The following is an 11,966-nucleotide window of genomic DNA, read 5'->3' as shown; positions in this document are numbered from 1 at the left end:
CGCTACAGCCAGCCCGCCTCGCGGGCGATCCGGATGGCGTCGACCCGGTTGCGCGCGTCGAGCTTGGTGACGGCGGAGGTCAGATAGTTGCGCACCGTCCCCACCGACAGAAAGAGCCGGGCCGCGATACGGGTCGCCTCCTCGCCCTCGGAGGCCATCCGCAGCACCTCCAGCTCGCGCGGGGTGAGCGGCTGCGGGCCGTCGTCCAGGGCGGCCAGGGCGAGCTGGGGATCGATGACCCGCTCGCCCCGGGCGACCGCCCGAATGGCATCGCACAGCGTGGCCGGGCTGCTGTCCTTCAGCAGAAACCCGGCGACATGGGCCGCGAGGGCGCGCCGCAGATTTCCGGGGCGGCCGAGGCTGGTGAGCATCATGGTCCGGCATTCGGGAACGGCGGTGTGCAGCTCGGCGGCGGCGGTCAGCCCGTCCACCCCGGGCAGATCGATATCGAGAATCGCGACGTCCGGGCGGAGCTGACGGGCCCGCGGCAGAATATCGGCACCGCTGGAGAATTCGGCCACGACTTCGATATCGGGTTCGAATTCGAGCAGGGCGACCAGTGCCTTGCGCAGCATATGCATGTCTTCGGCAATGAGCACTCTGATCATTTCGCCCCGCCCTTCCCCAGCAGCCCCCGCATAACGATTATTCCCAAACGCTTGCGGGCCTCGCAGCTCTTTGCGTCCGAATCCCCCTGTCGAACAGACGTATTGTTCTCAGCAGGCCGCGCCACCCCGGCACGGTTCGCTGAGTCCCGGGGTGTATTCGGCGTGCAGGGCGCGCAGTTCGCCGCGCAGATACCAGTCGCGCAGCACGGCTCGGCGCACCTTCACCGCCCCGTCCCGGCGCACCGTGCCGGGGCGTACGAGCAGCACCGCGCCGGTGGTCACGCCGAACTCCTCGGCCACCCGGTCCCGGATCCGCGCGGCGAGCCGGGGCAGTCCGGTCCGGGCGGCCCGTACCGTACGGACCTCCTGCACGACGACCAGCGGCCCGGCGCCGGGCCCCGCGCAGAACACCCGGGCCGACCCCAGCGCCCGCCCGCAGCCGAGCAGTTCGCGCTCGACGTCCTGGGGGTGCAGGGTGACCCCGTCCACCAGCAGCCCGTCATGGATCCGGCCGGTCATGCGGAGGCCGCCGTCCGCCGCGAGGCCGAGGTCGCCGGTGCGCAGGAACCCGCCCGGCCCGTCGGCGGCCCGGGCGGCGAAGAGCGGCGCGGTGTCCGGGTGCCGCCCCCAGTGGCCGGTGGCGACGGCTGCGCCGCGCGCCCAGATCTCCCCGGCCGCCCCCTCGGGCAGCCGACGGCAGGTGAGCGGGTCGACGACGCCGAACTCGGCGCCGGGCACCGGGGCGCGGCCCTCGGCGAGCAGCAGGGGCGCGCCCTCGGCGGGGGCGTATCCGGCGAGCAGGGTTCCGGGGCGCAGTCCTACGGCTTCGTAGCGGCGGACGAAGGCGGCCATGGTGGCGGGCGAGACCGGCTCCCCGGCGTTGAGCGCGGTCCGCCAGCGGGAGAGGTCGAGCCCGGCGGGCTGTTCGTCGGCGGTCAGCGCGGCGCAGCGGGCGTAGTGGGTGTCGGGGGCGACGGCTTCGGTGATGCCGTGGCGGCTGATGGCCCGTAACCAGGCGGCAGGGTCGGTACGGAACGGGCGCGCGGGCAGCGGGACGGCGGTGGCGCCCAGCCACAGCGGGTGCAGCACCTGGCCGATCAGGCCGGGGGTGTGGCGGCGGGGCAGCCAGCCGCCGATCCGGGAGCGGGGGCCGCTGCCCAGGGTGGCGCGCAGGGCGTGCATGGCGGCGAGGAGGTTGCCGTGGGTGAGCCGGGCGCCGCGCGGGGCAGTGGCGGGCCCGGAGTCGTACGCGAGCAGGGCGAGGCTGTCGGGCCCGGTGCGCGCGGGCGGGGCGGGCCGGGTGGCTGTGTGATCGGCGGCGGGGTCGGCGGGGTGATCCGGCCGCAGCCGGTCGACGGGCAGGCAGGTGAGATCGGCGCGGCCGACGAGCGAGAGGCGGCGGGAGGTCTCGGTGGCGTGCGCGGTTTCGGTGAGGACGAGGTCCACCGCGGCGTCCCGGGCGATCGCCGCGGTGCGCTCGGCGACGGTGCGGGAGGCGGTGGGCGCGGGGACGGGTACGGCGACGGCGCCCGCGTACAGGCAGCCGAGCAGGGCGGCGGCGATGTGCGGGCCGGGGTCCATGACGACGAGCACCCGGCGCCCGGCGGCGTCGCGTCCGCGCAGCCAGGCGGCGACGGCGCCGGCGCGGGCGTCGAGTTCGGCGTAGGAGATCCGCCGCTCGCCGCCGCTGCCGTCGGGGTGCGCCAGCGCCACGGTGGCGGTCCCGCCGTCCCGGGCCCGTTCTCTCAGTGCCTCGGCCAGATTCTCGTGTCGTGGCATGGTCAGCTCCCGGGCGCCGGAGATCGAAGCGAGGCCACAGTCTCGGAGCGCGACCTCGAACGCTGCTTGATCAGCGTTCGGATGCCGGGAGACGCGCTACGCTGCCCGGTCGGCCTCCGGCCTCGAGTCCGGTGCCGCCGGGTCTACGAGCGCTCGCCGCGGGAGACCTTGACGGCCCAGGAGCCGCCTGCGCCACGGCCGGTGACGGTGACCCGGACCGCCTCCTCCCTGGCCAGGAGGGAGTCGCCGACGCCGAGAGGGGCATCGGCAAGCTCCGGGTAGACCGACTCGTCCCAGCAGGCGGAGGTGGCGGGGTGGCCGTCGAGCACCCGGATCGGGCCCTCGCCGGAGGCGGCGTCGTTGCGCACCCGGTAGACCAGGACGCCTTCGGTGCAGGTGCCCGCGTCGTTGCCGTACGCGCCGCGCGCCTCGATGGCCAGGGCGGTGGTGGGGCCGGTGCGGACCACCACCAGCCGGGTGCGGGTGTCGGCGCGGGGGCCGCCTTCCATGGGGGCGCCGAGGGGCTGGAGGGTGTACATCTTCGGGCCGAGGGCCCGGGAGCAGACCACCTGACGGCCGGTGAGCCAGCCGAGTTTCCACTTGTGCCAGCCGAAGGGGTCGGGAGAGAGCCCGAACTGGCTGCCCATCAGGTCCCAGTCGCCGACGTAGGTGTCCCAGTCGCCGCTGTTGTCGGCGGTGCTGGGGCGGTGGTAGAGGTCGGGCAGGTCGAAGACGTGGCCGGTCTCATGGGCGAGGACATTGCGATCGGGCGGATGGTGCTCGAAGACGGTCACCAGGCGGCGCAGATCCTTACCGTCGGCGCGCAGCGGCCGTTCGAAGTTGACCACTTTGGTCGCGTCGGCGTCGACGCCCGGGGCGTCGGGGTCGGCGACCAGATAGACGATGTCGTAACGGCCGAAGTCCACGTGCGGATCGGCGGCGCGAATGGCGTCGCGCAGATACGCGGCGCGGCGCGCGGAGTTCCAGTCGCGCTGTATGGCGTACGCGGTGGACGCCTTCGGCATGGTGATCCAGCGCCGCAGCGGGTGGACGCCCAGCGAGAAGCGCCCGTAGGAGGCGCGCTTGAAGAAGTCGCCGGTGCCGGGGTTGTGGTCGGCGGCCAGCCGGGCGGGGGTGACCTGGGGGGCGGCGTCCGGGAAGGACAGGAAGACCATGACCGCGCGGAGCGAGCGCACCGGGCGGGGGTAGTCGGTGTTCCAGCTGTCCAGCCCTTCGGAGTGGTGGGCCTCGGTGCGCTCCAGGGCGCACGGCCCGCCCGCGCCCGCGGCCGCGGCGGGTCCGGCCACGATGGTGGTGGCGATCACGGCGCTCAGCGAGGTCAGGACGGCCTGGGCCCGGCGCAGTCTGGGCAGCCGGGACGCCCCCTCGGACGCTTGAGGACGCGCCATGCCGCCTCCCGGGCGTAGAGCGGAACACCCACTCCACCCTGAGCCGGATCCGCGCGGTACGCCCTGTTCGACTGAACCGGTCGAGTGAACCGGCCGGGAATCGGGTACGTAACAGACGGTCACATCCGGTCAAGCGGGCAGTGCGCCCGCGCAGAGTCGAACAGTTACGACCAAACACCTTGTCAAGGCGGCGGTGATCGCGATGGCGTCGTTGGAACGCGCGGAGTACGAGCCTCTATGATCGGCACATTTCCAGCGGGGATTCCCTACTCAGGAGGGCTCTTATGCCCTGCCCGGCACCCGGTGTGAGAGATGCACGAGACGTGTACGACACAGATGACATACCTGGACACGACCAACGCCACGCGGGAGCGAGCGGTGAGCGGAACCCCCGACGGGCAGGGCCGCGCGCCCGGCGCGACGCTGCCGACGATCACTGAGCGTCATACCCACCCCAGTGCTCCGCCCATCGAGGCGGGCGCCGGCGCACCCCCCGCTCCGGCGGCCCCCGCGGGTGCGCCCCCGAGCGCGCCATGCGGCGCACACCCGGCCGCACCACCGGGCGCTCCCCCGGGCGCCGCGCCCAGCGACTACCGCGCCGCCTTCAACGCCGCGCGGCTCGCCATGGCGGTCATCGACCGCGACGGCAAGGTCCTCGACGCCAACCCCGCGCTCGGCACCCTGCTGGGCGCCGACCCCGCCCAGCTGGCGGCCCGCGGCGCCGCGGAGCTGGCGGAGCTGCGGGAGGACGCGCGCACCTGGAGCGACTACCGCGATGTGCTGCTCGGCCGCCGCGAGCGGATGACGTGCACCCGTCGACTGCATCATTCCGACGGCCATGCCCTGTGGGCCGAGATCACCGTCGAACCGGCCCCTGACAGTTGCAGTCTGCTGCTCTCGATGGCCGACATCAGCGACCGCCGGGACCTCCAGGGGAGGCTGCGCCATCTCCAGATGCACGACCCGGTGACCCGGCTGCCCAACCGGAACCTCTTCTTCGAGCGGCTGGCCGCCGCGCTGGAGGCGGGGGCGTACGACCGCGCGGGCACCGGCCGGATCGGGCTGTGCTACCTCGATCTGGACGGCTTCAAGGCGATCAACGACACCCTCGGCCACCGGGTCGGCGACCGGCTGCTGCGCGCCGTCGCCCTGCGGCTGACCGAGTGCGCGGCGCCCGGGGACCATCTGGTGGCGCGGCTCGGCGGTGACGAGTTCGCCCTGCTGGTGCGGGAGTCCAGCGGCACGGAGCAGTTGTGCGAGCTGGCCCGCTCGGTGCTGGCCGCGCTCCAGCGGCCGTTCGACGTGGGCGGGCAGCGGCTGTCGGTGTCGGCGAGCATCGGCGTCGTGGAGCGCCCGGCGGCGGGCACCCACACCACGTGGCTGATGCAGGCCGCGGACACCACGCTCTACTGGGCCAAGGAGGACGGCAAGGCGCGCTGGACCCTCTTCGATCCCGAGCGCAACGCCCACCGCATGACCCGTCAGGCGCTGTCCAGCACGCTGCGACCGGCGGTCGAGCGGGAGGAGTTCGTGCTGGACTACCAGCCGCTGGTCGGCCTGGTCGACGGGGTCGTACGGGGCGTGGAGGCGCTGGTGCGCTGGGACCATCCGCAGTTCGGACGGCTCTCGCCGAACCGGTTCGTCTCGCTGGCCGAGGAGAACGGCGCGATCGTGCCGCTCGGGCGCTGGGTGCTGCGGACCGCCTGCCGTCAGGCCCGCGCCTGGCAGCAGGCGCATCCCCGGCATCCGCTGGTGGTCAGCGTCAATGTGGCCGTGCGTCAGGTGTGGGACTCCGACCTGGTCGCCGACGTGGGCACGATCCTCGCCGAGACGGGGCTGCCGCCGCGGCTGCTCCAGCTGGAGCTGACCGAGTCGGCGGTCATGGGCTCGGCGGGCCGTCCGCTCCAGGCGCTCCAGCAGCTGAGCGACATGGGGGTGGCCATCGCGATCGACGACTTCGGCACCGGCTACTCCAACCTGGCCTATCTGAGCCGGCTGCCGGTCTCCACGCTCAAGCTGGACGGCTCCTTCGTCCAGGGCTTCCGGGCCGAGGAACACCCCAATCCGGCGGACGAGACGATCGTCCGGGCGCTGGTCGAGCTGGCGCACCGGCTGGGGCTCACAGTGGTCGCGGAGTGCGTGGAGAGCGCGGAGCAGGCGGAGCGGCTGGGACGGATCGGCTGCGACACGGGCCAGGGCTGGTTCTACTCCCGCCCGGTGCCGCCGGACCGCATCCCTCCCATGCTCCCCGCCTGCCCGGAGCCCGGCCGGTAGACCCTTACGCGGGCGCGTCCGGGAGGCCGTACGCGTCCGCGATCAGGCCGTACGAACGGAGCTTGGCCTCCGGCCCGTGCGCCGTCGTCGTGATCTTGAGTTCATCGGTCCCGGTGCGCTTGACCAGGTCGTCCAGCCCCTCGCGCACCTCGTCCGGTGTCCCGTAGACCACGTTGGCCAGCCAGCTGTCCACGAAGTCGCGCTCGATGTCGCTGAACGCGTGGCCCTCGGCCTCCTCCGGCGACGGCACCAGGCCGGGGCGCCCGGTGCGCAGTCGGATCATGGAGAGGGCGCCGGTGAGCACCTGCCGATGGGCCTCGTTCTCATCCTCGGCGGCGAACGCCGAGACGCCGATCGACGCGTACGGCCGGTCCAGCACCGCGGACGGGCGGAACGACTCGCGGTAGAGATCGAGCGCCGGGATCGTATGGGCCGCGGAGAAGTGGTGCGCGAAGGAGAACGGCAGCCCCAGCTGCCCCGCGAGCCGGGCGCTGAACCCGCTGGACCCCAGCAGCCACACCGACGGCCGGTCGGCGGACTGCACCCCGCCGGGGACGGTCCCCTGGACGGGTCCGGGCACCGCGTGGATACGGGCGTACCGGTGGCCGTCGGGGAAGTCGTCGTCCAGGAACCGGATCAGCTCGGCGAGCTGCTGCGGGAACTCGTCCGCGCCCTCGCGCAGCCGGTCGGTGCGGCGCAGCGCCGCCGCGGTCGCCCCGTCCGTGCCGGGGGCGCGGCCGAGGCCGAGGTCGACGCGGCCGGGGGCGAGCGCCTCCAGCGTGCCGAATTGCTCGGCGATGACCAGCGGGGCGTGGTTGGGCAGCATCACCCCGCCCGAGCCGAGCCGGATGCGCTCGGTGTGCGCGGCGACATGGGCGAGGATCACGGCCGGGGAGGAGCTGGCGACGCCCGGCATGGAGTGGTGCTCGGCCACCCAGAAGCGGTGGAAGCCGCGGCGCTCGGCGAGCCCGGCCAGCGCGGTGGTGGTGCGCAGCGCCTGGGCTGCGGTCAGCCCGCTGCCGACGGTCGCCAGATCCAGCACCGACAGCGGTACGGGCGCACTGCCCCGGGCCCTGGCCCGGATGGTGTCGCGCTCCGCGTCTCGCTCTTCGTCCCGCCGGTCCCGCTCATCGGCCACGGTGGCCCGCCTTCCTGATCACGACTGATCGCACCGCGATGCACATGCGCGCACCGCGCACGGTCAACCGGATGAAGGCTCCGCTTTATTCCCGGCCCCATCTTCCCGGCCCCACGGGACCCACGGAACTGCTGGGTTCCGTGCGTCCCGTGAGCCCCGGGGCCGGGCGGGGTCAGGCGGTACGGCGGCGGAGCACCAGGACGGTGGCCGCGGTGCCGAACACCAGCGCACCGGCGGCGATGCCGAGCGGCAGGACGGCCGAGCCGCCAGCGCCCGCACTTCCGGCGGTCCCGGCGAGGCGGTGCGGGGTGAGGGCGTCGGCGATCGGGGCGCCGGCGGCCAGGGCACTGGTCGTGTAGTGCCCGGACCGGTGCACCGAGTCCACCGAACCGTCCTGCCTCAGCAGCACCTGGGTGTTGTTCGGGTGCCGGAAGTCGAACATGCCGGACAGCGAGTTCGCGCGGGCGTCGAAGGAGGCGTCACCGATCCGGCCGGTGTGCCAGTTGTCCTCGATGAAGCGGGTGATCGAGGTCTGCTCGGTGGGGGTGTGGTCCACCTTGTTGGACTTGCTGTACGGGGAGATCACCAGCAGCGGCTGACGCGGGCCCGGGCCGCAGCGGTCCTGGTAGCCGCCCGCGGGCCGGGGCGCGGACTGGCAGGCGGGGCTGTCGGTCGCCTTGCCGTTCGAGCCGGTCGTGGTGTCGCGGGAGCCGTTGGTGGGCATGGCGTACGCGTGGTCGTACCAGCCGTCGCTGTCGTCGTAGGCGACGACGACCGCGGTGTCCTTCCACTGCGGCGACTTCTGGATCGCGTTGATCTGCTTGACGAGGAAGTGCTGCTCGTCGACCGGGTCGGAGTAGCCCGCGTGGCCGTCCTGGTACTCGGCGGCCTTCAGGAAGCTGACCGAGGGCAGATGGCCCGTCTTGAGGGCGGCGTCGAAGTCGGTCAGATCGTAGTTGTGGTTGGCCTGACCGTTGTGGCCGATCTCCCGCACGCTCTTGGGCGGCAGATGATGGGGGTTGGCCGTGGACTTGTAGTACTGGAACGGGGCGTGGTGCGGGCTGTAGTCCACGGAGGACGCGCCGCCGACGTTGGCGTGGGTGGTGCCCGAGCACTTGGCGTGGCCGCCCTGCGTGCCGTCCCAGGGGGTGCTGGGCCGGAAGCCGCCCTGGAACCAGCCCCAGCTGACGTCCTTGGCGTTGAGCAGATCGCCGATGTTCCTGCCCTTGAGCATGCCCAGGGTGCTGCTGCTGGTGTGGTCCTTGCCCGAGCAGTCGTCGAAGGCCGGGTCGGGGTCGTTGATCATCGTGCCGACGCCGTGGGCGTCCGGCGAGGACACGGTGGCCGGATCCGGCTTGTCGGTCTGCTTCGGGTCCTCGGTGGAGGACTTGGGGTCGGTGGAGACGATGCCATGGGTCTGACCGGAGACCAGCTCGATGGCGCCCGGGCTGGACGGGCCGTAGGCGGAGCTGAAGGAACGGTCGCTCAGCGCGTAGTGCTGGGCGTAGTTCCACAGCCCGGTGACCGTGTTGCCGTCGTAGTAGTCCATCACCAGGCCGGGCTCGCCGAACAGCCCGGTGCACTTGCCGACCCCGGTGTTCTCGACGTACTTGTCGGCCTTGCCGCCGTCGGCCGCGTACTGCTCGGGGCCGTAGGAGTGGTTCTGGTCGCACGTCATCGCCTGCGAGGACGCGAGCCGCTTGGGCTTGTAGAGGTTCGGGTTCTTCTCCAGCAGGCCCGCGTGGCCGAGGGTGTCGATGTTCTTCGGGGTGTCCTTGGCGGGCGTGAACTTCGTGCCGTCGGTGTTGGCGGCCTTGGGGTAGGTGCCGAAGTAGTGGTCGAACGAGACGTTCTCGTCGAAGATCACCACCACATGCTTCACGGGCGTCGCGGTCCGCTGCGCCCCCTCGGCGGGCGCGGGGGCGGCCCATGCGGGCGCCACCCCGCCCGCGGCCGCCAGCACCGCGGCGCCGGCCAGGGCACTCCAGCGCTTCGCTCGTCGTCTTCCGCCCATGCCATGCCTCCACACGTATCCGTTTCACACTGCACAGTGATCCTCGTCCGCGGGCCGGACATTCCGATGGAATCCATGGAGGAGGGAGAATGAATAGAGGGTCAGGGAAACACAAGGAATTCTTGAGGCGTTCTTGACCGGGAGGTGGGCGGGACGCCGCCGGACGCTCAGGACAGCAAGGCCCTCCCCAGCCAATCCGCTTGGTCCCGCACCCCCGGCAGCGCGAAGAAATAGCCGCCGCCGAACGGGGTGATGTAGTCGACCAGCGGTTCGCCCGCGAGCCGCTTCTGCACCGTCTCGAACTGCCGGGCCAGGTCCTGCTGATAGCTGCAGAACAGCAGGCCCATGTCCAGATTCCCGTTCCCGTCCATGCCGCGGTCGTAGTTGTAGGCGCGGCGCAGGATGCGCTGGTCGTCGGTGCGGGCGGTGCGGGGATTGGCCATCCGGATATGGCTGTCCAGCGGGATGATGTCGCCCTTGGGGTCCTGGGCGAAGCGCGGGGTGTCGAATTCGTGCCGCCCGTCCAGCGGTGCGCCCGACTCCCGGCTGCGGCCGAACATCCGCTCCTGCTCGGTGATCGACACCCGGTCCCAGAACTCCACCAGCATCCGGATCAGCCGGACCACCTGATAGCTGCCGCCCGTCGCCCAGCCCGGCTCCCCGGCGCGATCACCCGCCCACACCAGGCGGTCCATCAGCCGGGCGTCGCCGGTGTCCGGGTTGGCGGTGCCGTCCTTGAAGCCCATGTGGTTGCGCGGGGTGCCGGAGGGGCGGGGCGGGCTGACGAAGCCGTCCATGCGCCAGCGCACCTGGAGCGCGCCCCGGGTGTGCCGGGCTATGTCGCGCAGCGCGTGCAGCACCGTGTCCGTGTTGTCCGCGCAGAGCTGGAGGCTCAGATCACCATGGCACCAGCCGGGGTCGAGGTCGTCGTCGGGGAAGGACGGCATGGCGCGCAGCCGCCGGGGCTTGCGGTCCGTCAAGCCGTAACGCCCGTCGAAGAGCGAGGCGCCCACGCCGACCGTCGCGGTCAGCCGGTCCGCGCTGACCAGGGGCCCCAGGGTGCCGGAGTCGACCGGCGGGGCGGTGATCCCCACCGGGTCCGGGGTGCCGCCGGTGGTGAGGAAGCGGCAGCGCGCGGTGAGGGTACGGAACAGCTCGGTCAGCTCGGTGCGCCCCTCGGCGGTGGCGTCGAAGGCGACGAACGCGGTGGCGCGCTGCGGCGGGGTGAGGATCCCGGCCTGATGCCGACCGTGGAAGGGAACCCGCGCGGACGGCCCTCCCCCGCCGTCCCCCGTCGCCCCGCCCGGCCCCGCACCGTCCGACCCCGTGCCGCCCGCCCGCTCGGCGGCCGGGGCGGCCGAGGCGCCCGCCACCGCGCCGACCGTGCCCGCCGCGGCGCCCCACAGAAAGCCCCGCCGCCGCACCTCGCTCACCCGGTCCTCCGCACATCCGTCAGGGCCGCCACATCGGCCAGCCGCTCCACCAGCGCGCCCGCAGCGGCGTTGATCTTCTCCCGGCTCCCGCGGCCGAGCCGGTCCGCCGGGGTCCAGTGGTCCCCCTGGTGGGCGGCTTCCAGGGCCTTCTGGGTGCGGTCCAGCCAGGAGTCGATCTCCGGCAGCCCGGGGTCACGGGACGTCAGCAGCGGACGCAGCCGCTTCAGCACGGCCCGGGTGCCGTCGAGGTTGGCCCGCGCGGTGGCCAGATTGGTGCCGCTGCCGTAGTCGGTGCGGCCGGTCAGCTCGAACTGCACGGTGTTCTCCATGATCTCGTGCGCCCGCAGACCCAGGTCCGCGGGATCCATCCGCGCTTGCGGCCAGCTGTCCCGCAGCGCGCGGACGGACCGGTCGAGCTGGTCGGCGGCAGCGCGCAGACTGCTCGCGGACGCGTGGTGCCACAGCCCGTACTCGATGCGGTGGAAGCCGGTGAAGCCCGGATCGCGGACCCCGCCGGAGAGCCCCGCCGTGGTGCCGTTGATCGCGCCGTCCGCGTCGCCGAAGGTGCCGTAGGCGGCGCCCATCCGCTCGTACACCAGATGGGCGGGCAGCCAGGCCGCGCGGGCGCCGGCCGGGTCGCCCGCGCGGATGGCCGAGCGCAGCGCGTCGGTGCGCCGCACCAGCTCGCCCATCCGGTCCTGGACATACCGCTGGTAGGCGATGGTCGGGGGGATCAGATCCTGCTGGGTGACCGGAACGGCGGCCGGGCCGCCGCCCCGCGCCGGTCCGGCCACGGTCACCGTGGGTCCGGTGATCGCGTCCGTGTCGTCGGGCAGGCACCGGAAGGCATAGGAGCCTCCGCCGAGGGTGACCCGCAGCGGGCGGGTGGTGCCCGGGCCCAGCCCCTCGACCTCCCCGTAGACCGAGCCGTTCGCCGGGCTGGTCAGATAGACCTCGGCCGCCTTGCTGGAGGTGTTCGTCAGGTCGAAGACCTGCTTGCCGCGGTGCGGATGCGCCCAGCCCTTGCCGCAGCCGCCCTCCGACACCTCGACCGCGGTGTGCCGCAGCCCGTCGGCTGCGGTGGCGGACGGCCGGGGCCCCCGGCCGTCCGGCGATGCCCCACCGGTGCCCAGCGTGGCGGCGGCCACCGCCGCGGCGACCGCCACCGCACCGGCGATCAGCAGCGGGCGTTGCGATCCGGGGAGAAAGGGAGGAAGGCGGCGCACGGCTGCATGCTAAGCGGACTTCGGAAAGCGGAACCCTGCCGGGGATGTCCGGAGAGAGGGAATTCCAGCCCGGTTCACCGGTCCG

Annotated in this window: 8 protein-coding genes; 1 reads left to right on the top strand and 7 read right to left on the bottom strand. The window is 73.0% G+C overall.

What is annotated here, in order from left to right; all coding sequences use genetic code 11:
- Window positions 1–2 precede the first annotated feature (2 nt).
- From ACH4TL_RS33470 to ACH4TL_RS33460, 3 genes are all read right to left on the bottom strand, one after another.
- The gene (locus ACH4TL_RS33470) at window positions 3–608 is read right to left on the bottom strand and encodes a DNA-binding response regulator (protein ID WP_398324002.1); all 606 of its coding nucleotides are present in this window, start codon (window positions 606–608) and stop codon (window positions 3–5) included.
- A gap of 108 nt (window positions 609–716) precedes the next feature.
- Window positions 717–2,387, bottom strand: coding sequence for an AMP-binding protein (locus ACH4TL_RS33465; protein WP_398324004.1), 1,671 nt, complete (start codon window positions 2,385–2,387; stop codon window positions 717–719).
- Between the two features lie 143 nt (window positions 2,388–2,530).
- On the bottom strand, window positions 2,531–3,796 hold the full coding sequence (locus tag ACH4TL_RS33460; protein WP_398324006.1) for a M6 family metalloprotease domain-containing protein: 1,266 nt from the start codon (window positions 3,794–3,796) through the stop codon (window positions 2,531–2,533).
- 312 nt (window positions 3,797–4,108) lie between these two features.
- Between ACH4TL_RS33460 and ACH4TL_RS33455 the strand changes: the two genes are divergently transcribed.
- Window positions 4,109–6,070 (top strand): putative bifunctional diguanylate cyclase/phosphodiesterase, encoded by a 1,962-nt coding sequence (locus ACH4TL_RS33455; RefSeq protein WP_398324008.1) that lies wholly within the window; start codon window positions 4,109–4,111, stop codon window positions 6,068–6,070.
- 4 nt (window positions 6,071–6,074) lie between these two features.
- On the opposite strand, the gene ACH4TL_RS33450 is transcribed toward ACH4TL_RS33455, so the two are convergent.
- The 4 genes from ACH4TL_RS33450 to ACH4TL_RS33435 all read right to left on the bottom strand — a co-directional run bounded on the left by ACH4TL_RS33450 (window position 6,075) and on the right by ACH4TL_RS33435 (window position 11,881).
- Complete coding sequence (locus tag ACH4TL_RS33450; RefSeq protein WP_398324010.1) at window positions 6,075–7,208, bottom strand: LLM class flavin-dependent oxidoreductase; 1,134 nt, start codon at window positions 7,206–7,208, stop codon at window positions 6,075–6,077.
- A gap of 172 nt (window positions 7,209–7,380) precedes the next feature.
- Entirely contained in the window at window positions 7,381–9,222 is a 1,842-nt protein-coding gene (locus tag ACH4TL_RS33445) for a phospholipase C (protein WP_398324012.1), read from the bottom strand.
- 167 nt (window positions 9,223–9,389) lie between these two features.
- Entirely contained in the window at window positions 9,390–10,655 is a 1,266-nt protein-coding gene (gene efeB / locus ACH4TL_RS33440; RefSeq protein ID WP_398324014.1) for an iron uptake transporter deferrochelatase/peroxidase subunit, read from the bottom strand.
- Window positions 10,652–11,881: an EfeM/EfeO family lipoprotein gene (locus ACH4TL_RS33435; RefSeq protein ID WP_398324016.1), complete on the bottom strand. Its 1,230-nt coding sequence runs from the start codon at window positions 11,879–11,881 to the stop codon at window positions 10,652–10,654. Before ACH4TL_RS33435 ends, efeB begins: the two co-directional genes overlap by 4 nt.
- Window positions 11,882–11,966 lie beyond the last annotated feature (85 nt).

The sequence above is a fragment of the Streptomyces sp. NPDC021115 genome (assembly GCF_044333065.1).
GTDB lineage: Bacteria > Actinomycetota > Actinomycetes > Streptomycetales > Streptomycetaceae > Streptomyces.
Note: the sequence above shows the minus strand (reverse complement) of the source record. Positions and strands in the feature narration are given on the sequence as shown.